The 25,849-nt window shown below is 39.3% G+C and carries 19 protein-coding genes; 10 read left to right on the top strand and 9 right to left on the bottom strand.

The genetic code is table 11. The annotated features are described in order from the left end of the window. Nucleotides 1-105 precede the first annotated feature (105 nt). The 7 genes from ACSFVZ_RS15785 to ACSFVZ_RS15755 all read right to left on the bottom strand — a co-directional run bounded on the left by ACSFVZ_RS15785 (nt 106) and on the right by ACSFVZ_RS15755 (nt 5,848). Nucleotides 106-942 (bottom strand): patatin-like phospholipase family protein, encoded by an 837-nt coding sequence (locus tag ACSFVZ_RS15785; protein WP_235383705.1) that lies wholly within the window; start codon nt 940-942, stop codon nt 106-108. An 86-nt stretch (nt 943-1,028) separates the two neighbouring features. Next, a complete protein-coding gene (locus ACSFVZ_RS15780) occupies nt 1,029-1,481 on the bottom strand; it encodes an NfeD family protein (protein ID WP_138557774.1) in 453 nt (150 codons plus the stop codon). Between the two features lie 8 nt (nt 1,482-1,489). Further along, the gene (locus tag ACSFVZ_RS15775) at nt 1,490-2,443 is read right to left on the bottom strand and encodes an SPFH domain-containing protein (protein ID WP_135926916.1); all 954 of its coding nucleotides are present in this window, start codon (nt 2,441-2,443) and stop codon (nt 1,490-1,492) included. A 353-nt stretch (nt 2,444-2,796) separates the two neighbouring features. Then, nucleotides 2,797-3,714 (bottom strand): diguanylate cyclase domain-containing protein, encoded by a 918-nt coding sequence (locus ACSFVZ_RS15770; protein ID WP_199527800.1) that lies wholly within the window; start codon nt 3,712-3,714, stop codon nt 2,797-2,799. 151 nt (nt 3,715-3,865) lie between these two features. Then, nucleotides 3,866-4,759 carry a bile acid:sodium symporter family protein gene (locus ACSFVZ_RS15765; protein ID WP_435559201.1) on the bottom strand — a complete coding sequence of 298 codons (894 nt, stop codon included), beginning with the start codon at nt 4,757-4,759 and terminating at the stop codon, nt 3,866-3,868. 9 nt (nt 4,760-4,768) lie between these two features. Further along, on the bottom strand, nt 4,769-5,518 hold the full coding sequence (locus tag ACSFVZ_RS15760) for a class II aldolase/adducin family protein (RefSeq protein ID WP_135926919.1): 750 nt from the start codon (nt 5,516-5,518) through the stop codon (nt 4,769-4,771). A gap of 9 nt (nt 5,519-5,527) precedes the next feature. Continuing rightward, nucleotides 5,528-5,848 (bottom strand): Mpo1-like protein, encoded by a 321-nt coding sequence (locus ACSFVZ_RS15755; protein WP_135926920.1) that lies wholly within the window; start codon nt 5,846-5,848, stop codon nt 5,528-5,530. A gap of 97 nt (nt 5,849-5,945) precedes the next feature. On the opposite strand from ACSFVZ_RS15755, the gene ACSFVZ_RS15750 reads away from it, so the two are divergent. From ACSFVZ_RS15750 to ACSFVZ_RS15735, 4 genes are all read left to right on the top strand, one after another. After that, on the top strand, nt 5,946-6,911 hold the full coding sequence (locus ACSFVZ_RS15750) for an AraC family transcriptional regulator (protein WP_138557771.1): 966 nt from the start codon (nt 5,946-5,948) through the stop codon (nt 6,909-6,911). 232 nt (nt 6,912-7,143) lie between these two features. Next, nucleotides 7,144-9,078 (top strand): methyl-accepting chemotaxis protein, encoded by a 1,935-nt coding sequence (locus ACSFVZ_RS15745; protein ID WP_138557770.1) that lies wholly within the window; start codon nt 7,144-7,146, stop codon nt 9,076-9,078. A 205-nt stretch (nt 9,079-9,283) separates the two neighbouring features. After that, nucleotides 9,284-10,177: a cation diffusion facilitator family transporter gene (locus ACSFVZ_RS15740; protein ID WP_135926923.1), complete on the top strand. Its 894-nt coding sequence runs from the start codon at nt 9,284-9,286 to the stop codon at nt 10,175-10,177. A gap of 62 nt (nt 10,178-10,239) precedes the next feature. Then, nucleotides 10,240-13,029 carry a response regulator gene (locus ACSFVZ_RS15735; RefSeq protein ID WP_435559200.1) on the top strand — a complete coding sequence of 930 codons (2,790 nt, stop codon included), beginning with the start codon at nt 10,240-10,242 and terminating at the stop codon, nt 13,027-13,029. On the opposite strand, the gene ACSFVZ_RS15730 is transcribed toward ACSFVZ_RS15735, so the two are convergent. After that, nucleotides 13,001-17,533: an EAL domain-containing protein gene (locus tag ACSFVZ_RS15730; RefSeq protein ID WP_435559199.1), complete on the bottom strand. Its 4,533-nt coding sequence runs from the start codon at nt 17,531-17,533 to the stop codon at nt 13,001-13,003. The genes ACSFVZ_RS15735 and ACSFVZ_RS15730 overlap by 29 nt on opposite strands. Nucleotides 17,534-17,701: 168 nt before the next feature. Between ACSFVZ_RS15730 and ACSFVZ_RS15725 the strand changes: the two genes are divergently transcribed. The 3 genes from ACSFVZ_RS15725 (at nt 17,702) to ACSFVZ_RS15715 (ending at nt 20,298) form a co-directional block, all read left to right on the top strand. Next, on the top strand, nt 17,702-18,256 hold the full coding sequence (locus ACSFVZ_RS15725) for an isochorismatase family protein (RefSeq protein ID WP_235383700.1): 555 nt from the start codon (nt 17,702-17,704) through the stop codon (nt 18,254-18,256). A gap of 76 nt (nt 18,257-18,332) precedes the next feature. After that, complete coding sequence (locus ACSFVZ_RS15720) at nt 18,333-19,799, top strand: methyl-accepting chemotaxis protein (protein WP_135926925.1); 1,467 nt, start codon at nt 18,333-18,335, stop codon at nt 19,797-19,799. A gap of 13 nt (nt 19,800-19,812) precedes the next feature. Further along, the gene (locus ACSFVZ_RS15715; protein ID WP_235383699.1) at nt 19,813-20,298 is read left to right on the top strand and encodes a DUF6436 domain-containing protein; all 486 of its coding nucleotides are present in this window, start codon (nt 19,813-19,815) and stop codon (nt 20,296-20,298) included. A 121-nt stretch (nt 20,299-20,419) separates the two neighbouring features. On the opposite strand, the gene ACSFVZ_RS15710 is transcribed toward ACSFVZ_RS15715, so the two are convergent. Next, on the bottom strand, nt 20,420-22,693 hold the full coding sequence (locus tag ACSFVZ_RS15710) for a CHRD domain-containing protein (RefSeq protein ID WP_435559198.1): 2,274 nt from the start codon (nt 22,691-22,693) through the stop codon (nt 20,420-20,422). A 301-nt stretch (nt 22,694-22,994) separates the two neighbouring features. On the opposite strand from ACSFVZ_RS15710, the gene ACSFVZ_RS15705 reads away from it, so the two are divergent. From ACSFVZ_RS15705 to ACSFVZ_RS15695, 3 genes are all read left to right on the top strand, one after another. Beyond that, a complete protein-coding gene (locus ACSFVZ_RS15705) occupies nt 22,995-23,405 on the top strand; it encodes a hypothetical protein (protein WP_235383697.1) in 411 nt (136 codons plus the stop codon). Between the two features lie 397 nt (nt 23,406-23,802). Next, a complete protein-coding gene (locus ACSFVZ_RS15700; RefSeq protein ID WP_135926929.1) occupies nt 23,803-23,997 on the top strand; it encodes a (2Fe-2S)-binding protein in 195 nt (64 codons plus the stop codon). 155 nt (nt 23,998-24,152) lie between these two features. After that, the gene (locus tag ACSFVZ_RS15695) at nt 24,153-25,682 is read left to right on the top strand and encodes a phospholipase D family protein (protein WP_135926930.1); all 1,530 of its coding nucleotides are present in this window, start codon (nt 24,153-24,155) and stop codon (nt 25,680-25,682) included. The last annotated feature ends 167 nt before the right edge of the window (nt 25,683-25,849 follow it).

Below are 25,849 nucleotides of genomic sequence, written 5' to 3'. Positions count from 1 at the left end.
TGTAAGGACTTAGTATTAAAACTAATAGAGAATATTATTTAAGCAAGTTTTTGCAATAATTTGGGGTGTGTATTGCAAAAATTCGTTTCTATACGCGACTAGCTATTAAGCTAAATTGCTTAAAAACTGTTTTCCTGCCGCAATACCCATTTCATATCCTGCTGATAACTTAGCGTAAGACTTTGTTGTTCGACCTACAGCAAAATCAGGAGGAGGAGCGATGATGTTAACTTTACAGTCACTCGGTGGATTCATAACAAAGTCAATGCTTTGATTATAGTTTTCTGCTCGTAAGATGGATGCCTTAGCAAGCGCGGGTGTTTCTTTGTAAAGTCGTTTAACTAGCCAAGGTGCTTTCGATGGTTTTTTTCGATAGCCAATCGGCTGAGACAAAATAACTGTAATTTCCTTATTACCCATTTCGTAAGCTTTACGAATAGGAATAGAATCGGCTACACCACCATCTGTTAATTGCATACTGTTGATCTGTGGGTATTGGCGGTATGCAATTGGTAGTGCACATGAGGCTTTCAATTGCTCTTCTATAAGTTCAGCAGTTGCTTTTAAATACTCAGCATTACCTGTTTTAATATTGGTTGCAACGATATAAAACTCACTCGCTTGTTTTTCGAAGGTGTCTAAATCAAGGCGAATATCTCGAATGGTTTCTTGCCATAGCCAGTCTAAATCAAACAGGTGACCGCCTTTTAAAAAGCGAACATAATTAATGAACTCAGGTCGACACGAGTAATCTGTGATCACCGCATGGTTACGTTTATATTGAGCACATAAATAAGCTGCGATGTTGGTGGCTCCTGCTGAAACACCATAGCATTGCTTGAAAGGTTGGTAGCTTTCTTTAATAAACGTATCAAGCACACCTGTGGCGAAAATACCGCGCATAGCGCCGCCTTCTACAACGAGTGCCTTGTTATTATCCATTACTGCTACCTTGCTTATAACCGTGATTGCTACTAACCATAACAAACACGGTTACAAAATTAAATAGAGTTTTGACTCTAAGCGAGTTAAATAGCTTCAACCCAAAGTACACCGACTTGTTTGTCGGTGACTTTTACAGTGCTCCCAGCCGCAATGGGGGAGTGGCTTTTTAGTTGCCACTGAATGCCCGAATATTGGTGTGTGGTTAAACCTTGGTCATCAACATCTGCATTTACAACAAAGGTAAGTTCAGCAAAGTCACTGTGAACAGGCTGAGTCTCTGTTTTATCTTGCATGCGTTTTAGGGGACGCCACAGCACGACCGCAAAACCAAGAGTAAACACAATATTACTCCAAAGTGCCGTGGTGTAAGTACTTGCAAGTAGCTCTATATTCATAAGTAAGCCACTGGCAAATAAAGATAAGCCTAAAAACAATAATACGTAGGTGCTCATCCCCAGTACGGCAACCTCAACGATTAGCGCGATAACACCTAAAATCATTAATGCTTCGGCTAAATGGGTATCTAAAAACGCCATCGCTTCACCTAATTTTGTTGTTTCTTATTTAAAGAATTAATAATAGACATACCTTGAGCAACCAGTGAGCTTGCATCGGTACCGCTCTCAGGAAGTAATACCACAGATGATTCACGAGCAATCGCTTCTTTAGCGGCAATGGCTTTAGTGGCTAGGTCTAGTTGAATTGCTTTTTGGCCTTGTTCAGTGTCAGCGGCTTCACCGACTTTACGAAGTGCATCTGCCTGCGCTTCAGCAACGGCGATAATCGCTTTAGCTTCACCTTCAGCGCGTAAGATTTGCTCTGCTTTTTCAGCTTCTGCTGCAAGAACTTGCGCTTGCTTCTTACCTTCTGCCACGTTGATAGCAGACTGACGGTCGCCTTCAGACTCTAAAATTTGTGCACGTTTCACACGCTCAGCTTTCATTTGTGCTTCCATGGCTTCCATTACAGAATTAGGTGGCACAATGTCTTTAATCTCGTAACGTAAAACTTGAATACCCCATGGCTCAGAAGCTTGGTTAATAGCGCTAACTATGTTGGTGTTTAACATGTCACGTTCTTCAAAGGTTTTATCTAGCTCCATTTTACCAAGCTCTGAACGCATGGTTGTTTGCGATAGCTGAGTAACGGCAAATACATAATCATCAACACCATAGGTTGCTTTATAAGGATCAAGTACTCGGAAATACAGTACGCCATCGACGATAAGTGAGATATTATCTTTAGTGATAGCTGACTGAGAAGGCACATCTTGTGCTTGCTCTTTTAAACTTCGGTCTGCTGCAATACGGTCGATAAATGGCACAATAAAGTTTAAGCCCGCTTCTTTGGTTGAATGATATTTACCAAATCGCTCTATAAGCCAAGCGCGGTTTTGTGGCACGAATTTAACGCTGCTTTTTAGTAGCACTAATACAAAAATAAGAATAAAGGTTTCGACATTCAAAAGTAAGTCGAGAATTTGTGATACTGGATCCATGTACTTTCCTTAGATACGGTTAATGTTTTTACCAAATATTGAGATTATCACTACAGGATAAGTGCTGCCATCATTTTGCAATATAAAAAATACAGTTAATAGATCCCATTTTTTAAAAAGAAGTATGTAAAGCTTTGGTAAATTAACGTTTTTTCATTACAGCAAAATGCCGGTGTTGGCCTGGAGTCACAAACGGGTAAAAGCAAAACATGGCACTATGAAAAACTCTGTCATCTGGGCCTATAACTAGATAAAAATTAGCGAGTAACACCACCTTATTGTATTAATGAGGTGGTGTTTATGGTTTATGCTATTCATTACACATCTCTAGCTAAGCTCTTTTTGCTAATAGGCTAGCAATCAATCCGTTTGTTAAAAGAGTGTTTTATGAGATACATGCTTTGATCAGCTTGAGCAACGACTTCTTCAGCACTTTTGGTATTACCATAAAACATGGTAACCCCAACACTAGCCGAACCGTAATACGTAACATGAGGGTGTCTAAATTCGACCTCTATTGCTGATTGGATCTTATGGGCAACTCTACGCGCATTGTCTTTTGCATGTTGCTCTTCACGGCCAAGTCCTTCTAAAAGAATAACAAATTCATCTCCTCCTAGACGCGCTATACAGTCGTTATCACGCATAGTGGTTTTCATTCGCTTTGAAATTTCTATTAAGTAATCGTCGCCAACATTATGGCCATACATATCATTTAGCTTTTTAAATTTATTGAGGTCGATAAAGATAACAGCACCGTAAGTTTGCTTGCTTTTACTTAATTGTAGCGCGAGAGCGAGGCGAAGGAAGAAATAACGTCGGTTTAATAAATCGGTTAATGGGTCTGTGGAGGCATCGTATAGGAGTTGTTGTTCAAGTTCTTTTCGTTCGGTTATATCGGTTGAAATTCCCAATATGCCAATGACTTTATTAGGATCCGAATCGGAAAAGATGGGGGATTTTACCTCCCAGAAAATACTTTTCTCTCCTTTTGATAAAGTAAGTTCAATTTCTTCACGAGTGCGCTCTCCACTAAGAACACGCGCATCGATGTTTAATAGTTTTTCTGCAGTACTTTGCGGAAATAGATCCATATCGGTTTTAAAAAGCAGCTCTGATTCATTACATGCTAATAGGTTTAACGTTAATTTGTTTGCATAAACATATCGTGAGTAATCATCTTTGATGTACACATACGCAGGTAAGTTGTCGAGCGCTAGCTTTAACTCGGCGGTATGAATTGGTAATTGAGTATCGTTATATTTGGCCACACTATGTCCCTATAAAAACAGCCATACAGAGATATTGACCCAAAAAAAGCCGATGTACAAGAACGATTACAAATGTAAAAAGCGCCAAGTAAGTCCTTGGCATGCTTTAGTTTTAAGGTTGTTTTTTTTTGGTCGGAAATAGGTGTGATTGTTATGGCTTGTCTTTAATAAGTTGTAGCGCTTGTCTGTTATTTTGTAACTTGAATAGAGCACAAAAAGCATACCCCGTTACGAACATAAATAAGCTGTAAGTTGCCCCTGGAATAGCAATTGTAGGGTTATTCATTAAAGTGCTGGCAATTAAAATCGCCAGTGTGCCATTTTGCAAGCCAACCTCTACGGCAATACTCATTTGTTGTTTGTTTGATAACCCCGACATTTTAGCAATTAAGAGTCCAAGTAATAAGGTACTCACGTTTAGTGTGAATGTTGCGATACCGCTACTGGCGAAGAAGCCAATCATTTGCTCTGAATTTTTATGAATTATTGCAATGACAATAACGATTAAAAAAATACTAGAAAAACTGCGAGTAAGAGGCTCAAGTTTTTTACTTATGTGTGAGCGATAATGATTAAACAGCATTCCCAAACTCAATGGTAGTAGGGTGATGACTAACATTTGCACAATTGTTTTTACGATAGGTAACTGGAATTCGTGTCCTGGAACGCTAAACATTTCCATTGCAAAATGCATAATTATTGGCAGTGTAAATGGCGATATAAAGGTTGCTATTGTTGTTAAACTAATTGAAAGGGCAACATCACCCTTAAATAAGTATGTGTATAAATTAGAGGTCACTCCTCCAGGACAACAGGCTACTAAAATCAAGCCTATCGCCAGCTCTGCTGGTAAGTTAAAACTTACAGCTAGTAGAAACGCCACACAAGGCAGTAATAACAGTTGGCAGCTTAGACCGATACTGAGCGCTTTGGGGCTGATAAACAAAGCCCCAAAGTCTTTCTTTTTAAGCCCTAAGCCCATGCCAAACATGATGATAAATAGTGCTAAAGGCAGCACTACTTTAGTCATGATATCTACTTGCATAGGTAATCCTTATTGATCATATCCGGGGCTCTTATTGTCCAATAAACGCAGTAACGCAGGCCATGCGATTGCACCACCTAGCCCTTTAGTTGCTATTTCTGTTTGCCCTTTAATCCCATCAATGATAGCGCTTGGCACTTGCACGAGTTGCTCGGTGTTTTGTGACGTACGGGTTTGCACAGCACACGCTGCTTCAAATACGTACATAAATAAAAATGCATCAGCAACAGTTTTACCTACTGTTAATAGGCCATGATTGCGCAGCATTAAAAAGTTGTTACTACCTAAATCATTAACTAATCGGTCTTGCTCAGCGGGATTTAGCGCAATGCCTTCATAGTCGTGATAGCTTAACCCTGAATGCACCACGACAGCCTGTTGTGAAATTGGTAGTAAACCATCTTTATTAGCTGACACAGCTGTGCCATTCAGTGAATGAGTATGAATAACGCAATGGGCATCATTGCGCGCCATATGAATGCAACTGTGAATATTAAATCCCGCAGGATTGACCGGGTATTCACTGTCGTGCAGCTTATTACATTGTTGGTCTACCTTGATAAGACTAGATGCAGTGATTTCGTGAAACATCATGCCGTAAGGATTGATCAAAAATTCGTTTTCAGTGTCTGGTACACGCATAGAAATATGGGTAAAAATCAAATCATCCCAGCCATACAATGCAACCAATCGATATGCGGCAGCAAGCTCAACACGGGCTTGCCATTCTTGCTCTGATACTGTGTTTTTTATGGTCATGATAGCTTCCTAAAATGGCACTTTACGAATAATAATGTCTTTAAACATCACCCAATCGCCTATGAAGCTATAAAATGGGTGCGTAAAGGTCGCTGGGCGATTTTTCTCAAAAAAGAAATGCCCCACCCAAGCAAAGCCATAACCCACAAGTGGGCATAGAATTAGCCAGCTATATTGCTGTTGATAAATAGCGGCAAACAAAATTGCCAAAACTAACCAACTGCCAAAGAAATGTAAGCGACGACAGACTTTATTTTTGTGTTCTTGTAAGTAGTAGGGGTAAAACTCTTTAAAGCTCGCGAACTCGCGTTTACTTGCTACAGTGCCCATATTGTTGTCTCCTTTGTTAATTACAGGTAAACAATAGGCTTTTATTTATTATTTTACTTGATAATATGGGTCATTGAATTGTTTTTGCAGGACATGTATGCGCACCCTATCAAGCTGGTGGCTTAGGGCTATGGCTGAGTCATTTAAGTGGCAAGGTTTGCCGATTAATGAGTTATTTGCACAAGCTAATATTCCGTTAGCCGATTTGAGCAGTCAAACAGCACGGTATCCACAGGCTAATGTCAGTACACTATGGAAACAAGCACAGGCTTTATTGCCCGATACGCATTTGGGGTTGTATGTAGGCAGTAATATGAATGTGCGTGCTATTCCTGTCGTTGGTATGGCCATCATTCAAGCAACACATTTGCTGAGTGCATTTCGACTGATTTTACGCTATCAAAAACTGATGGGAGATACCCATAATGTGTCGTTAATTGATCATGGTAACGAGTATGAGTTGCGATTTAACTTTAACGATGGTGAACGCGATATGTCCTTACTTAGCTATGAAGCGCCAATGGCATTTTGTTTAAAAATAGCGCGAACAGTAAAGGGAAAGGACTGGTGTCCAAGTCGAGTTTATTTACAACGTAAAGAGCCTAATGCCGAAATTAATGAACATTTTAACTGCCCAATTGAATATGGCGCTAAAACCCATAGCTTATTTTTTAGTGAATTAGTAGAAAGCCAGTCAGTTGTGTCAGGTCAAATTAAAATCACAACACAAACCAATGTCACAGATATTTTGCGCATTTTACTGGAAGAGCATTTAACCCAAGGACAAGTTAGTTGCAGTGTAATGGCGCACGCACTAAATGTGAGCGAGAAAACGCTGCAAAGGCGCCTTGCAAAAGAAGGCACGACTTTTAGTCAAGAATTAACCAAACTTCGACAACAAAAAAGTACTTCGCTTATAAGCGAAACAGACTTATCACTAACAGAAATTGCTTTTTTGTGTGGCTATTCAGAGGTTAGTGCATTTCATCATGCATTTAATCGCTGGTACGGCATGTCACCTAAAGCATATAAACAAAAAATAACAATAATCACCGAACCTTAGAGTCAAAGTATTTACGACAATCAGCGTTAATTTAGTGAGACTTTTAGAGTAGGAGAGAAGCAGCGTGGAATCTGTTAATGGTGTGCTTGAGTTTGATAGTCATTTAACTTAAAACAATAATAAAAGCTTAAATTGCAATTGCTTAACATTGACTTGTTATCTAAAATTGCAAATAAGACGCAAGGATGGCCTCTAACCTAAAAATCCACCATTAAAGTATGAGGTTTGCCACATGCGAAATCTATCGCTGCGGACTATTTTTATTAGTTTTGTATTAATTGCACTATTTGTTGTCACTGTGGTTAGTGCTTTAATCAACACCAGCCAATTTTCAGGGCTTTATTATCAACAAACTGAACAACAGCTTCTGCCTGATGCTGTGGGTAAAGTTGCTGCTGAAATTGATGCACAGATGCGTTACCCCATCTCTGTTTCAAAATCATTGGCAGGAAACCAAATTCTGCATACGTGGATGACCGAAGGTGAGAAAAACTCGCCTATCCATCAACGCGTAATGGCTTACTTTGCTGATTTACAAAAAAAGAGTGGTGCATCATCGGTGTTTTGGGTGAGTAAAAACTCGATGAGTTATTACACACAAGATGGCTTTTTTAAATCAATCTCACAAAGTGAGCCAAGAGACAGTTGGTTTTTTGATTTCATCCGCTCAGATAAACGCCAAGCGCTCGCATTAGATGTCAGTGAACAAGGTGGACACCTGACTCTATATGTAAATACTTTGGTTGAAATAGCAGGGCAACGTCTTGGTGTTGCTGGGCTTGGATATGATATTTCAGATATTTCTAGTATTGTCACGTCGCGCAAAATAGGCGAGCAAGGTTACTTATTTTTAATTGACGATAGTAAGCGCATTATTGCCCATGCAAATGATGCCTACATTGGCAAACCAGTTTCAGATGTAAGTTCATTGAGCACATTGCAGCAGCTAATGAAAAACCAACATGATGGTTTTATATTATCGCAAGTAGAACTGAGTGGTGAAGATGTTTACGCTGGGGTTATGCCAATTGAGGGGACAGGTTTGACCTTAGTTGCGATACAGCCAAAGCAAGAGATTTCCAGTGCGATTAATAAGGTTGTTTGGATATCTATTGTTGTTAGCGTTGTGCTTGCTGTTATCTTTTTGGTACTGACTCTGTATTTTGCGAATTGGTTAAGTAAGAAAATACGCGGTGTGGGAGACGAACTGCTCGGTATGGCCGGCCACGGTGGTGACTTAACAAAGCGTTTGGACGATAGCGTTGATAACGAATTGGGTCATCTTGCTAAGGGATTTAACGCAATTATAGGCAAAGTCGCTGAGCTCGTTGATGAAATCAGTGTTACAGAGCAAGCCATGCGTGAAGGCATTGATGAGCTAGCAAGTTTTGCAAACAAGACATTTACCGCAACTGATGACCAACGAGCCCAGACCGATCAAGTTGCGACAGCTATCACAGAAATGGGACAAACGATCAATGAAGTGTCTGATATCGCCCATCGTACTGCTAACGACACCGAAGAGGCCGTAAAAGAAACCGTTGCAACGAATCAAAGCATGGCTGCGACCGCTCAAACTATGAATGAACTTAACGACATTCTGCTCACGGTTGATAAGAGTATCGGCGAATTTGCCAATCAGGCTGCAGAAATTAACTCAGTTGTTGAAGTGATCAATGCTATTTCGGAACAAACTAATCTGTTGGCGCTCAATGCTGCTATAGAAGCCGCCAGAGCAGGTGAACAGGGGCGTGGTTTTGCTGTTGTTGCAGATGAGGTGCGTTCACTTGCACAACGTACTCAAAAGTCGACATCAGAAATAAGAGAGCAGGTATCACGTTTACAAAGTTCTTCATTGCAATCACAAGAAGCGATAGCTGAAGGTACTCAAAGTAGTCAAAAGGTGACTGAGCTGACACATATTGCAGTGTCTGCGTTGCAATCTATTCAGCAAAAGTTTGAAGTTATTAGTCAAGGTAATCATCAAGTTGCTGCTGCGACTGAGGAGCAGGGCACAGTCGTTGAACATATCAATCAGTCGGCACATGATATTTCAGACAGTGCAACACAAATTCATGATAACGCAGAGCAACAACAACGTGGTACGCAAAGCTTATTATCGCGTGCACAGCACCTTAAAGATTTAGTGAGCCAATTTAAGGTGTGATTTGTCATTGTCATAAGTGTTAACCATTTCGTTGTTAACGCTTTACTCTCTTCTGTAGGTTGAACTCTTTTTAACTTATGAATTGCGCAAATAACTTTCAAAAAGGGCTAAGTACCTAAGTTTTTAGTGCGTTTAAGTGCTTCTCGTATTACAATTGCTACTTTATATCATTTCTTTATACAGCGAATAGGTTTTTCACTTCTTCATGACAGATATTACTACGCACCAAGCATCTAGACGCCGCTTGTTAATTGCCTTAGCAATAACATGCTCGTTTATGGTTATTCAAATCATCGGTGCCTACTTTTCAAACTCGCTTGCTGTACTTGCCGATGCTGGGCATTTATTTGTTCATAACAGCTCTTTATTTATTGCTTTGATCGCTTCAAGCATGGCGATTCATTTTGCAAAAAATTATAACGATGGTTACCAGCGTGCTGAACTGACAGGGGGCCTAATCAATGGCATTTTGTATCTGAGCATTAGTGTGATCATCTTATTTGAAGGGGGAGAGCGGTTTTTACACCATTCTGATGGACATGATTTACAGATTAATAGCTATTTAATGTCTGTGATTTCAGCGATTGGCTTCTTATTTCATGGTGCTGCTGCATGGGTTCTGTATAAAGGACGTAAAGCCAGTATTAATGTGTATGCGGTATTTTTGCACTCATTTTTTGACTTAATCTCTACAGTTTCTACTTTCTTTGCAGGTATTTTAATTCATTTAACTGGCTGGCCTGAAATCGATATCATCTCAAGTATGTTGATCGCTTCCTTTGTTTTGTTCACGGGAGTAAAAGTAATTACCCGCTGTATCAAAGGACTTATGGAAAACAAAAGTAAACTTCCAGATGTATCAGAGATAGAGCAAAGTATTGCCTCAGTTGAGCATGTACAAAATGTTCATAATGTTACAGTGGTACGCCATGACAAAGACATCGTGGTTGGTGCGCACGTGGTCTTAAAGCGCCATTGTACTGTTGAAAAGCATGATGAGGCGTGTCGCTTAAAAATTGAGACGCTCCTACGTGTGCGCTTTAATATCGAAAAAAGTGTTTTGCAGGTAGAAAGTCATGAATGTCACCATGTTAATTAAATTGGTAAAATGTTAATTTTTCTTTTAAGTTAAAGGTAGAACATATTAGTGGAATAGCGCCTTTGCTTAAAAATAAACCAGTATATTTTAACTTTATGACTGCGGTGCTTTTAGGATGCATCGCAGGTGTTGTTAATTTACTGCCTATTTGGTTTCTAGATAGCTCTGAATTTTTACTCGGTCAGCTTTTCGTTATCTTAAGCTTATTGCTTTTAGGCTGGCGATTTGCAGTTATCACCTTTATTTTGAGCACTGGATTTATCTTTTATCGATGGGGTCATGCATGGCCGTCCATTGTTTTTGCACTCGAATTAATTTATCTGCAGATAGTTTGTTTATCTAAAGCAAAGCCGGTTTTTCTCAGAGGGATGATGTTTTGGTTTGCTTTAGGGTTACCTGCATTGTGGGCCTTTGGGCACTTCTTCTTAGCTCTTCCTATTCTAACTATCGCAATTGCGTTGGCTAAATATTGCTTAAATGCCGCGATTTATCTTTCGGTTATCGACTTATTAAGTTTCTTTTTCAGCCGTTACTCTTGGCATAAACATTACTCGTCTCTTTATAAAATTTTAAATTACGTTGTTACCCTACTCGTTGTGTTAGTTGTTATTTTGACCTCAATAGTATTAACCAACAATCACTATGCACGGATTGAGTATGAGATAAATGCCCAATTAAAAGAAAAAGCTAAGGAGATCACACGTAATATTGATGCGCATCTTGATCATCACAAGAAGGGGGTTGTTCTAACTGCAAAAAGTATTGCTAGTGGTGTTCCTAAGCAAATTGCCCTCGAAAACATGGCGCATTTATACCCTGGTTTTAGGACACAAATCATCGTTGATGCGCTTGCTGATGTTACACATTTTTATCCTAAGTCATTAGCTGTCAGCCTACAGCAATCTAATATTCGCGCCAATGTTGCAGATAGAGACTATTTCATTAACGCCCCTAACAATCACAACGGCTACATATCAACAATCTTTAAAGGCCGGGGATTTGGCTCTTTACCTATAGTGGCTGTATCTGCGCCAATATACACCGATGGGATGTTTTCTGGTGTTGTAGAAGGTTCACTGATGTTTGATTATTTTGCTGGCTTGCGACCAAGTTTGTTTACGCACGAAGGTGAGTTATTAATACTTGATGCATCAAACAAGGTTGTTTATAGCACTTTAGATGATTTTACTGAGCTACAGCAACTGACAACTGATGAACTAACAACCTTTTCCGATGATACACGCTTTAAAATGTTTAATATTGAAAATGAGCAACAATTTTATGCTCGTGAGGCGCGTTCAAGTGAGCATAATTGGTTGGTTGTAACCATGCTTAATCGTCGTTATGCAAATGACGTTGCGGTCAGTGCATGGGGGCAATCTATTGTGATGATTATTTTTATTATCTTACTGACCAGTATTTTCATCACTCAACTTAGCCGCTGGCTTACTACGCCAATATTAAAGTTGGCAGAGCAAATAGATAAGTTTGATCCTGAAAATGCAATTACCAAAGCTCACTTACCCGAAACATGGTTAGAAGTAAGTCGATTGCAGGCTCAGTTTTCGAGTTTGGCAAATAAGCTTGCCTTGAGCTTTAGTCGCTTACATCACGCTAATCACGAAAATGAACAGCTTAATAATAAATTACAAGACTTTAACGCCAAACTCGAGCAGCAAGTAAATGATAAAACGAATGAGCTTGTTGAAGCGGTAAGGCTTGCCAATCAGGCTAATAGAACTAAGTCACAGTTTTTAGCAAATATGAGTCATGAAATACGTACCCCACTCAACGGCATTTTAGGGATGACGCAACTGTTGTTAGATAACCAAACCTTACCTGAGACTGAGCGTGAAGAGTTGGCGATGATACATCAAAGTGCTAGTAATTTACTGCTGATTTTAAATGACATTTTAGACTTTTCAAAAATTGAAGCTGGGGCGCTTAAATTAGAGTATCGGGCTGTTGAAATCAAAGCTTTGCTTAGTCAACTCGCCAAGGTGTTTAGCAATACAAGTGTTAAGCCGACAGTAAAGTTCAGCTTGTTTATTGCAGACGACATTCCAAATTATATTAGTTTAGATCCATTAAGGTTTAGCCAAGTCGTTAATAATATTTTGAGTAATGCGGGTAAGTTTACAGAAACTGGTGAAATTTCATTAAACTGTACTATTGAAGAGCCGTATTTAGTTATTCGAGTGCGTGATACCGGTATTGGTATTTCAGCTGAGCAGCAAGCTAAACTATTTAATGAATTTACCCAAGCAGATATTTCAACTACCCGTAAATACGGTGGAACGGGTTTAGGCTTAACAATCAGCCAGCGTATTGTGGAGTTGATGAGCGGTACGTTATCACTGGAAAGTCAACAAGGCCAAGGTAGTGAATTTACAATTAAAGTGCCTATTGTGCAAAGTGACGCAAAAGTAATGCAAAGCCAAAATGTACAAAAACCTGATTTAAAAGGGATCCAAGTTTTAATTGTTGAAGATAATCCTATAAATCAAATTGTCCTTAAAAAAATGATGTTAGATACCTCGTGTTCATTGCATCAAGCTAATGATGGTATTGAAGCGCTTGCGCACTTAGAAAAGTCTGATGTAGATATCATTCTAATGGATTGTCAGATGCCAAATATGGATGGTTACCAATGTACTCAAAAAATAAAACAAAACCCTGAACGTTATGGTGATGCAGTCATTATTGCTATCACTGCAAATGCGTTTGAAGAAGATCAAAAGCGTTGCTTGGTCGCGGGAATGGATGACTTTATATCTAAACCAATAAACAAAGATGAGCTTTATCAGTGTTTAAATAAGTGGCTTACAACTCGTTTAAACGATCTACAATAGCTTGAATGGTACTTTCTTTGATTAGATCTTCAGCTTCCATTGGCTTTGCAAAGTAATAGCCTTGTAAATCATCACAACCCATATTGCGTAAAAAGTTAATCTGCTCAAGTGTTTCAACACCTTCGGCGATACAATACAAGCCTAGGTTCACGGATAAGGCGTGAATGGTCTTAATGATTGATTCATTACTGTTATCAGAACCAATGTTACGTACGAAACTTTGGTCAATTTTTATGACATCTATCGGGAATTGGTTTAAATAGGTTAGTGACGAGTAACCAGTTCCGAAGTCATCAAGTAACAACTTAAAGCCTGCATTTTTGAGTTTTTGCAGTTGTTTTGATGCTTTGTCTTTGTCTTCGAGTAGCGTGTTTTCTGTGATTTCAAGACGCAGCTGAATAGGTTTAACTAGATGATTGTTGAGGATCATTAGCAAACGTTCAGTTAAGTTTGACTTTAGAATATGGGTGGGCGACAAGTTCAAAGACAAGTAAAATTTTGGGTTGGCACGCAGTATAGGTTTTAGCTCTGTCAGTGCTCGGTCAAGTGCTTGCTCGGTCATTAAATCAATCAAACCAATTTCTTCGGCAATAGGAATGAACTCTGCAGGAGACACATAACCTTGTACGGTCTTCCAGCGCATTAGAAGTTCTGCACCATTAATGGTTTTCGTGTTTGCATTGACAATAGGTTGATAATTGTTGAATAAAATATCGTCTTTGAATGCGTCTTTTAACGCATTTTCTAGCAATAACTTTTTAGTTAACTGGTTATTCATTTGCTCAGTAAAGTATTTAAAGTTATTTCTGCCAGATTGTTTGGCATGCATCATAGCAATATCTGAATTTCGAATGAGATCATCTGCTGTTTTTGCATCGAATGGGTAAAGTGCTACGCCGATACTTGCTGATATATTGATAGAAAAATCATCAATGATTACTTTATTGGCAAGCTCTTTGGTGAGCTTTTTAACTAGCTCACTCAATGCTTGAGGAGATTGTAAATCTTTAACAAGCACTAAAAATTCGTCACCACTTTGACGGCCAACGAGCGCACTTTGTGGCAGTATCTGTTTAACTCGTTGTGTTACATTACATAACAGTTGGTCGCCGACAGCATGACCAAATGAGTCATTTACAGGTTTAAATTTATCTAAATCAATGAATAACAAAGCGGCTAACTTATTGTGCTTTTTAGCGCGATTAATGCTGCTATTGATTTTTGCATACATTAAGGTACGGTTTGGTAGCCCAGTCAAAGAGTCGTAATTTGCTAAATATCTTAACTCATCCTCAGCGCGTTTTTGTTCCGTTAAGTCAGAAATCACGATGACGTAATAGTTAATCGTTTGACTGTCTTTAGCAACCGCTGTGACACTAATATGCACTGGATGCGAAGCATTTTTTAAGGTGCGAATAAAGGCTTCTGTTTTCCAGTTTTGCTTGGGTTTGAGTGTTTTTAAAATACTTACATATTCAAAGTATTTAGTTCGACCTATCGCGTTGATAAAGTCTCTCGTTGTTAAGTCAGCAATATTTGCTGGTGTTGCGAATGTTTCGCTAAAACTGGCGTTTGCAGAAAAAGGCATGAGTGTATTATCTAAAATAAGCAGCCAATCATTAATTTGACTAAAGGCTTCCCCAAGTACACTTGCTTGCTGGGCATTAGCTCTTTGTTCGGTGATATTAGTGTAAAAGCCCGCAACCTTTAAGGGGCCGCCTGTTTCATTCGTTTCTACTACCCGGCCAACATCTTCATACCAAAGCCAATCGCCATTATTATGTTTTAAACGATAGGTAATATTCCACTGTTGTTTGTTGGCTTCTTTTAAGAACAACTGCCATTTATTGATAACATAATTGCGATCGTGTGGGTGAATTAAGGCAATAAAGTCTTTAATCGCTATGCGGTCTTTGAACTCATTATAGCCAAGTTCAGCCGAAAAACGGTTGGTGTAGAGTATGTCATTGTCTAGATTAATCTCCCATACGCCACTTTTGTTACTGCTTAAGGCAAGCTCTGTTTGTTGTTGTGATTTTAAAACCTCAACATGAGCACGACTGATCGCTTGTTGGCGAGCTCGATATTGCCAAAAGATGATCAGTAATATTGTGAAAATAATTACGCCATATGAGGTCTTTGCTATGGGGGATGTCCAAGGGGCGTGAGCGACATTAAAGCGCAGTTGCCTTGTTGCTGAAATAGCCTCACTCATTTCTGATGAAGACGAAATCGATAAAACGTAATCACCGGGAGGTAATTTTGTGAAGAAAACTTCATTGGTCTTTAATTTATCGTATTGCAACGATGTTGGGCCATCCAGCGTAACCTTATACAGTGTCTTATCTTTATTAATGGTATCAAAATTAGAAAAACTCACACCTAAGCCCATATCTTCTGAGGTGATCTGCAATGGTGAGTTTACATACTTGTAAGGATGATAATTGAGCTCTCGCGATAGTAATGATACATCCGTTATTTCGGTCGTGATGTTACCTATTTCTACAGCAGATGATAAGAAGTCTTCGGGAGCTGCGATAAGTACACCACGGGTAGAGCCAAAAGCAATCTCACCGTTATCGAAAGTCGTATCTGCGTCGAAATTAAACTCATTAACAGCCAGACCATCTCTTATAAAATAGCTATCGAGCGCAAGTGAGCTCAAATCTAAACGATATAGACCATTTTGTGTACTCATCCATAAAAAGCCGAAACGATCAATTTGAAGACCGAATACTGATTTAGCTTTTAAACCTGATTGACGATTAATGCGGTGTTTTATTTCGTATGTATCTGCATCAATACCTATTAACCCTTCATCAGAAGAGGCGAGCCAAAGTATATTGTTATAATCAATCACCCAATCATGGATAGTCGCAAAAGCTAATGGGTTAAAGTTTGTAGCCTCGTAGACAAGCGTGAGCTTTTGCGTGCTTTCATTATACCTAAACAGCTTACTAGACATACTGATTAGGTACTCGTCAGGGTGAGTTGATAGAGGTTTTAAAAAAGTGTAAGTGTTCGCGGCCTCTAGCTGTTCTTTTAATCCTTTTATAGGGCTAAGTTCACCTGACTTACCATTGTATTTGTAAAAATTTTCTTCATCTACAAATGCAAACTGGTCTGGTCCCATGGTATGAAAACCCCAATTAGGCGTTTTGGTAAGCGCCTCGATTGTTTCTGGGTCACCGTTTAGTTGCACAAGCTTGCCTGTTTGTTTATCAAATAGGCCAAGCCCTATGTACTTCATTAACCATAAAAAGCGGTTATTGCCATTAAGTTCGGCTTTAGCTATTCCATAAATCCCATGTTCACCATGGAAAGCTTTTTCATCATTGCTTACTAAATAGGGCGTTAGCTCTTTGTTGTTTTGGTTATACTTTATAAGGCCATTATCAGTGCCTATCCACAACACATCATCTTCTTGTAATACGGTCCATACATTATTGTTATAGCTATATTGAGGTGTTTTTAACTCAATATGCTTAAACCGCCTTGCTAGTGTTGACCATGTAAACACCCCTTGCGAGCGCGAAGCAAGCCAAAGCAAGCCAGTTTTATCAACCATAACATCAGGTATGGTGTTATCAGTCATCAAAAACTTACTTTGGTCGAAGCTTAGGATAAAGTCGATAGCTAAAGATTCACGGTTGAACTCATACAATCCTTTTTCGGTGACAATATATTCACCAAATGAACTTGCAGAATAGTCCCAGATATTTAACTGAGGAATTAAGAGATTGACCTTTTCAAATGCAAGTAAACGATTAGCGTTAAAGGGAATATCATACATTCCTTCAACTGTACCAACGAGTAAGCCTAGTTGAGGGTCAACATGAAGAAGTTTGACGTTTCTATTATCTTCGGTGATATTTTTTTTCTCGGTGAGCGGGATATGAGATACATGGTCATCCGCTAAATTTTTAGAAAAGAGCCCCGTCGATGTCCCTATGTATAAAAAGCTATCGTAAATTGTTAGCGCACGAACAATATGTTCTTCTTTATTGATTGAAAACTCATGTAAAAACTTTTTCGACTGCTTATTGTAAGAGTAAACGTGCTGAGAGATTGCAAAATAATAAAAATTATCATCTTCTGTGATAGCTAAAATCGGTGAAAAGTAGGGATCTTCTGGATTGAGTTTGCCTGAATATATTTTTTCGACTTTTAGAGTCTTTGGATCAATAAAAAACGCCCCAGAAAACTCCGTACTCACAAATATTTTACCGTTTTGTGTTTTGGCTAGAAATGTAATTTGGCGTTGATCGAGAATATACTCACCAGCAAAAGAGCTTACTTTATAGCCATCATAACGGTTTAAACCTTGATAAGTACCAATCCATATAAAGCCCAGATCATCTTGAACAATTTTAGTTACGCTACCTTGTGTTAGGCCTTCATCGGTAGAAATGCGTTGGATTTGCAGTGCATAGTTTTGTGCCAACGCAGTGGGAATGAGCGCGGAAAAGAAAAATAAGAAAACAAAAAGAAAACGTTTAGGCACTGACTGATTAACCCTAAATTAGTGTTTGCGCATAATTTTTAACAAAATATAGCACAATTATGAACGTAATTTATGGTTCTGAAAAGATAATTTAGTAACAATGTCTGCTTAGTTCATATTTAGAAAGCTATGCTATAACTTTAATAATTATCATAGTTTGAGGAAGTAATGCGCCATTCATATATATGCCAACAAAGCCAAGCAATGCTGCTGATCATTGATGAGCAAGCTGGATTAGCCCCTGTTATTGACGATTTTACTAATGTTGTACAACACACAGCTACCTTGTTAAATAGTGCTAAGTTACTGGCGATCCCCTATTTATTTACAGAACAAAATCCTTCGAAATTAGGCCATACCAGTGAAGAACTCGTGCCGTTTATTACAGCAGAAAATTGTTACCATAAAATTCATTTTAGCGCCTGTTTAGAAAATGATTTTAACCACAAGTTAGCTGACTATAAACGAGCTCAGGTAGTAGTCACAGGAACTGAAGCACATGTGTGTGTGTTGCAAACATGTTTAGACTTGCTGGCTGCAGGCTTTCAAGTATTCGTTGTTGAAGATGCCATTGCTTCTCGAAATCAAAACCATAAAAAGCTAGCTATTAAGCAGCTATCTGCAGCGGGTGCTATTATTACTTGTACAGAGAGTGTGATATTTCAATGGCTAGAAAAAGCAGGGACCGATCAATTTAGAGCATTATTGCAATTAATAAAGTGAACCGTTATGCGTATCAAGCCGTATTGGCTCGATTAATTGTGTTTTTGTAAATTATTTAATAATTAAGGCTTTAACTATGACGAGTGTGCGCCGCCTTTTTACTTATTTGTTCCTGTTGTTGTTTATTGAATCTTTGGTTTTAGGTTTTGTTTATTCGACGCTAATAACGGGTGTGGTCACAGGCCTATTACTGCTGTCTTTACCACTTTGGATGCTCTATCAATATCCAACGAGCAAATTAACAGCTCATGTAGTCGCTGCCGGTTGCATGATGTTTTCGTTTTTACACATCCAACAAAGCTACGGCCTCATTGAAGTTCACTTTGAAATATTTATTTTAATGGCAGTATTGATCATGTTTGTTGAATGGCGCGTGTTTATTACAGCGCTTGTCTTTGTTGCCGTTCACCATTTGAGCTTTTACTTTTTACAGATAAACGAGTCTGGTTTTTATGTTTTCGATCCAGACAGGCTGTATTTTAGCACTGTACTTATTCATGCTGTGTATGCCATCGTTGAAGCATTTGTGGCAGGTTATATTGCCAAAACTTTGCATCTGGAGAGAAGCTCGGGTCTTTCTTTAAGCGATACAACAGAACAAATTATGGCTGATGAAAACCGTATAAATATTAGCCTAAGAGCAGATGAGCGCCATAGTAAAGCTGTGGCGGGTTTTAATCGCTTACTTGGCTTTTTATCTCGGGTTGTGGGGGATGTGAAAAGTCAAACTAATGTTCTTAAAAATCAATCTAAACAATTGCTTGAGGTTCATGATGAGCTGCATGAGCAAGCCGTGTTACGTGAGCAGTTGTCTATAGATATTGCACAATCAGGCGAGCGTGTTGCTGAAGGCTTTGCCCATGTTGAACACGAAAGTAATGAATTACAAATGCAATTTGAGCAGTTGCATGTTAGTGCCGCAGACGCATTAAATGAAGTTGCAAATACCGATACCAAAGCAGCAGAGTTGGCAAGCAACTTACAAGAAGCTGATCAGAATATTTCTCAGTTAGTGAATGCTTGTAGTCATATTTCTGAACTCCTTAATGAGATTTCATCAATTGCTGAGCAAACTAACTTACTTGCGCTAAATGCAGCTATTGAAGCTGCGCGTGCTGGTGAACAAGGCCGCGGCTTTGCTGTAGTGGCTGATGAAGTCAGAAACCTGGCAACGCGCAGTAAACATACCACCGATAAAATAACCAATACGCTCGAAAGCTTGATGCAAAACAGTGCTTCATCAACTAAATCAATGCAAGGCAGTGTGGCGTTAATTGAGCAATTGTCAGCGATAAGCTCACAGATGAAACTACAAATTACTGAAATGACAGAGCAAGTTAACCTTGCTGCAAACAGCTCTCAATCGGTTGCGCATGTAGTACAGAGCCAAGCGGGAAATACACGTGCCATTGCCGAGAATTCACAAGCATTAATTGCCAACCAAGCCAAAGACAACCTGATGATCGAAAAGCTTACCGAACGCGTGCAACTCATTGATGAAAGTATTGATGTGATGGAGCAGGGTATTGCCAAATTCAAGTAGCAAGAGAGTGATTGTGGCAATCCTAGTTTGGATTGCCTTGGTTGTAGCTGCTTTATCGATTGCCTACTCTCAACAAATCACACTTTTTGACCCAGATAGAAAACTAGCAAAGCCAAATTGGCTGTCATTATTTCAAACCTCCATGGGGCTTAGCTCAAAGAACAGCAATACCTTATATATTATTGATGATAATAGCTGTGTCTGTTCAGCTCGCTCCCAAGCCCATATTGCTAGCCTTACAGATTATGCTACTGAACAAGATGTTAAAGTTATAAAGCTTAAACCAACCTCAGCAGTGGCGGCACTATTACCCGCTTACCCGGCTGCTGTACTAATTTCGGAAAATCAACAACTTGTATACGCAGGTCCATTGTCAAAAGGACTAGCGTGTTCAAGCTTAGATGGCTTTGTCGAGTTAGTAATTGCAAACTTACGTGCTGGGTTTAATAGTCGGTTTATTAATTCAGATGCCGAGGGGTGTTATTGTGAGATTAGGTAGCAAGAAAATTACACATTCGCTATTTACAATAAAGTTGAAAGTATAATTTTAATTATAGGGTCTAATTTTCGCTTAATTAGATAAAGAGGCCAATTAACTATTGGCCTCTGTAACACGGGAATTATTGAATTTGGCCTCTTATCTCTCCATTTGGATTAGCAGGAGTATGTACATTTACATAATGACCTCCTGAAGCGAGAACAGAGAAAATTTCAGCATTAATCATTAAGCCTGTAGTGCTCATCCAGCGATTCATATCATCATTGTCTTGCTCAAGAGGAGCTAGCACAGGGCCATTTTCACCTGCAAAACCGGTATGAATGTGCGCAGCGCTCGCATCGCTTACTCCTGATGTAAGTACTTGCAATTCAACGCTGTAATCATTGGTGTTTACTAATGCATAGCCATCGCCAGAGGAATCTGTTGTCACCGCAGGAACTTGTTGTTCACCACTTAGTGGGAAGGTCACGAATACATAGTTATCGGTAAGGATTTGGCCTCGCAGTTCACCACTTGGGTTAGCAGGCGTATGCACATTAACGTAATGGCCACCTGATGCGAGTATTGCGAAAATGTCGGCATTGATCATGGTGTTTTCAGGTGTTTGCCACAGATTTGTATTCTCGCTTGACTGCTCTAGCGCAGCAAGTACATCACCATTCATACCGATACGGCCAGTGTGAATGTGTGCAGCAGTAGCATCACTAACACCTTCAGTTAATGCTCTTAATTCTAGATGGTAATTATCCATGTTCACTAATGCATAACCACTGCCTGATGCCATAGTGTCGACAGCAGGAACTTCTTGCATTCCACTGAGTGGGAAAGTAACAAGCTGATAGTTGTCTGTTAGGATCTGGCCTCTAATTTCGCCACCTGGGTTAGCTGGCGTATGAACATTAATATAATGGCCACCTGAAGCAAGTACTGCGAAAATATCAGCATTAATTTGCGTGTTTTCCGGTGTCATCCACATTCCTGTGTCAGTACTTGATTGCTCAAGCGCAACTAATACATCGCCATTTGTGCCAATCCGGCCTGTATGAATGTGAGCGCCTGTTGCATCATCAACGCCCATGCTGCTAACACGTAGTTCTAAGCCGTAATTATCCATGTTAATTAATGCATAAGCTTCGCCGCTAGCGTTACTCATAACGGCAGGTACCTCTTGCTTACCGCTAAGTTTAAAGGTTGTGAAGATATAATTGCTGGTAAGAATTTGTCCGCGAAGCTCGCCACCAGGGTTACCCGGAGTATGGACATTCACGTAATGGCCTCCAGAAGCCAGTACTGCAAAAATATCAGCATTGATTTGAGTATTGCTTGGCGTCATCCACACGTTGCTGTCGTCCATTGATTGTTCAAGAGCGACTAATACATCGCCATTTGTACCAATACGACCTGTATGAATGTGCGCAGCGCTGGCATCGTCTAGGCCTGAAGTTACAACAGTAAGCTCGACACTGTAGTCGGTAGTATCAACTAATGCATAGCCATCACCACTTGCCATTGTGTTAACCATTGGTACTTCTTGATTGCCACTTAAAGCGAATGTAGCAACAGCGTAGTTATCCGTTAGGATCTGGCCGCGGATTTCACCACCGGCATACTCCGGCGTATGAACGTTGACATAATGACCACCATCTAAAAGGATTGCTAGGGTATCACTATCGATTGTTGTACCTTCTGGGACTACCCAATCTGTCATTACTTCATCATCTTGCTCTAGAGCAACAAAAACATCACCATTTGAACCTAATTTTCCAGTGTGGATATGAGCCGCCGTTGCGTCATCAACACCCATAGTCACTGCACGAAGGCGCAATTCTGTTGTGGCACTGTCGTAAGACGCATAGCCATAACCCATTGCGTCGCTGTCGTTCATAGGTACTTGTTGTTCGCCATTTAAAACAAAGGTGATGATACTGGTTGTATCAGGCACAATTTGCGCACGTAATTCACCATTAGCATACTGCTCAGTGTGTAGATTTATATACCAATCGCCATCCATCAAATCAGCGATTAAGCTTTCATCAAGGTCGGTAATTGCGACTTCATACATACCATCGGTGGTGGCTTCAAATGTGAATGCAACATCGCCATTAGCACCTAAGTCGCCGTCATGTATATGTGCTGCGCTAAAGCCCTCGACTGAGCTTGCGTCAAGTGTTGCGCGAAATTGCATTAAACTTTCGTCAAGCTCTACTGTTGCAGTTGCTGTTTGCATTGAGTTATTCATCGGCACTTCTTGCTTGCCGCTCAATGTAACGGAGTAGGTCATACTTGGGCTGAATTCTTGAACTGGGGGTGGAGTAACCACTTCGGTTTTTTCGTCGTCATCATCGCTGCATGCTGTGATAAATAGCAAGCTTGTTGCCAAGAGTAAGTATTTCATCGTTCTGCCTTATATATTTGTATGTTCGGACGTTACGACGTGTCCATCACAACAAAGTGAACGAGGGAGATTTGAAAAGCGATCACAAAAGGTTATTAAAAAGTTATCAAATAGTAATTTATAACTAGTTTTTGCAATTAACTAAATTATGCTTTGGGGAAACAAGTACAAGGTGAGTGCTTGAGTATGCTTTAAGACTTTAAATAGAAAGATTTGGATGCTTAATAGGTACGTTTTGTGCATTAATTTCTTTTTAAACAGCACAGCTTAAAAGTGTCAAAAAAATAACCTTAGGAATATCATGCAAGTTACTCCATTTTCATCTTCTGTATTGTCAGACCCTGTGGGTCAGAAAAATAAAAATGATCTAAATCTAAACACCAATAATGCAACAAACAGCTATGCCAAAAATAATGAGCAAAATAACAATGTAGATTCTGACACAGAGACAAAACCAGATACCCCACTCACTCAGCAAGAGTTAGTTGCTAAGATTAAAGAACTGCAAAATAAAATTAATATTGTAGAGACAAATGAAGAGTTAACGCCTGAGCAGCGTGAAGTGCAACTAAAAGAATTAAATGAGCAGTTAGACGATGAGGTTAATGCTGTTCAGCGAGCAGTGAAAAGCAATGTTTCTTCGATGATCAATTCACTATTTTCAATGCCTAGCAATAATCACTCAGGTATGCTTTTCAATAACAAGGCATAAAGTGTAATTAGAGGGACTCTTTTGCGGTTTAAAGTTTGGGTAAGTAGTGCAAAATTGCCGCAGGCTTTAATAGCTAAATTATTAAGCCTGTTAATTTGGGGTTACTGAAAAATCATTAACTTTAGTTATGCTTTTGGTGCGGTCGTCTTAAGTAGCTACTTGCCCACATTACTGACAAACAACAACTAGCAAATTAGATCTTACAAAAAAATTTAAAAATTTTTCTTTCCCCGCCTTTGACTAACCGTCCATAACATAAGGGGAAATTTTTATGCGTGTGCCATTTAGACAGTTCTGGTTCAAAAGTTATGTAAATATTGTCTATAACACTATTGCGAACTATTACCGTTTAGATTAATATGCATTCCATCAACAGAAATGAGAGTGGTTTGCATTCATGTATATTTGCCTTTGCCATGGTGTAACTGACAAAAAAATTGAACAAACAATTGATGATGGCGCGATGACTATGCGTGAATTATCAAAAGAGCTGCAGGTGGGTACCCAGTGCGGCAAGTGTTGTGGTTGTTGTAAAAAAATTCTCAATCGTAAACTAATCGAAATTGCTGATATTACTGAGCAAGTAGCTTAATCTATTTGCTCTTAAAGCCGTTAAAACCTTTTTATTACTACTTTTTACTTCTTTATCCCTCCATATTAGTTTTTATTTGCTTTTAATCCGTTCATTTATTAGGGTAATAGTATAACGATCACGTGTATCTCACGTTAAATCAATGGTAGGAAGCCATGATACTAGACTCTTCAAAACTCCTTTTTTGTGTATTATTTTTGTATATTTCTGGTTGCGCACAATTACCTTCAAGAGAGTCTATTCAACCAAGTTATGCCATTGCAGCAGATACACCCAGTACTATAGGAGATGCGGTGGGTAATAATCATCCTGGATTATCTGGTTTTTATCCTCTAGCAGATGGGGTCGATGCCTTTGTAGCTAGATTGGCACTTATTGATTCTGCAGAGCACACCATTGATGTGCAGTACTATTTATACCACAGACAGCAAACCACTATATTATTTACGGCTTTTTTATTAAAAGCTGCGGAGCGTGGGGTAAGAGTACGTTTACTACTCGATGATTTATCGCAAGCAGATAGTGAATTAGACCTCGCTGCACTGGCTGTTCATCCTAATATTGAAGTTCGTTTATTTAATCCCTTTCCTAACCGTCGTTTTAAAGCGCTTGGCTTTCTAAGTAATTACAGTCAACTGTCAAGACGAATGCATAATAAGAGTTTTATTGTTGATAATCGGATTTTTATCACTGGTGGCCGAAATATTGGCAATGCTTATTTTTCGGCAGAAGATCATTCTGAATTTATTGATTTAGATGTCATGAGTGCTGGAGAGATTGTTCCAGAGGCATCAAAAGCCTTTGATTTGTATTGGAATCATCAACTTTCTTACCCTGTTGAAGAGTTACATGGTTCACGAGATGAGCAATCTTTGGTTGATATTACAAACACACTTTCAAGCTATGTTGAGCAAAACCAGCAAAGTAATTATGTTGAACAATTACGTGAAAGTGAGTTTGTAAAACGGCTTCAAAATGATGATATTAAGTTTGATTGGCAAAAATCTGTGCTGTTTTACGACCATCCCGATAAAGTGATGAATGATGTCAATGAGCGCTCTGCAAACATGTCACCACTATTATTTAAAGAAATGGGTGAGCCCAAGCACAGAGCAATTATAATTTCACCGTATTTTATTCCTCGCGATTCAGGTGTGAAACTGTTAACAAACTGGGCTCAAAAAGGTATTGATGTCACTATTTTAACGAATTCTTTAGCTGCTACGGATGTATCCGCGGTGCATGCCGGTTATAAAAAATACCGAGAAGATCTCATCAAGGCTGGGGTAAAGCTTTGGGAATTAAAACCCAGTGATCTAATGGCTATTAAGCGCAAAGCAGGGCGCAAAGTTACAGGGTCATCGCAAGCAAGCCTACACGCAAAAACCATGACCTTTGATGATGAAAGGATTTTTGTGGGCACCATGAACCTTGACCCTCGCTCACTTGATTTAAATACCGAGATGGGAGTGTTAATCGAAAGCGAAAAGCTTAGTCGCTTTTTAGCCCATTGGGTTGATACGCAAATGCCCGAATATGCCTGGAAAGTTGAACTTAAAGATGATGACTTAGTTTGGCTCGACACAGTAAGTAATGAGCAGTTTGATGAAGAACCACAAACATCATCTTGGCGGCGTTTTCAGGTTTGGTTTATTTCGCTATTCCCCATAGAAGATGAGCTCTAAATCATTCACTCAGTATTTGTATCTAAGCCCAACTTTTTAGTTGGGCTTTTTGTTCTCAGTCTTTAGTTGTTAACTATTTCGGGATAAAAAATTGCAATTGAGCGTACACGTGTAAACCCATTGTATTCAAGTGCTTAGCATACAAAGAAAAAATAAATATAAAAAAA

It is taken from the genome of Pseudoalteromonas nanhaiensis (assembly GCF_051235485.1).
GTDB lineage: Bacteria > Pseudomonadota > Gammaproteobacteria > Enterobacterales > Alteromonadaceae > Pseudoalteromonas > Pseudoalteromonas lipolytica_C.
Note: the sequence above shows the minus strand (reverse complement) of the source record. Positions and strands in the feature narration are given on the sequence as shown.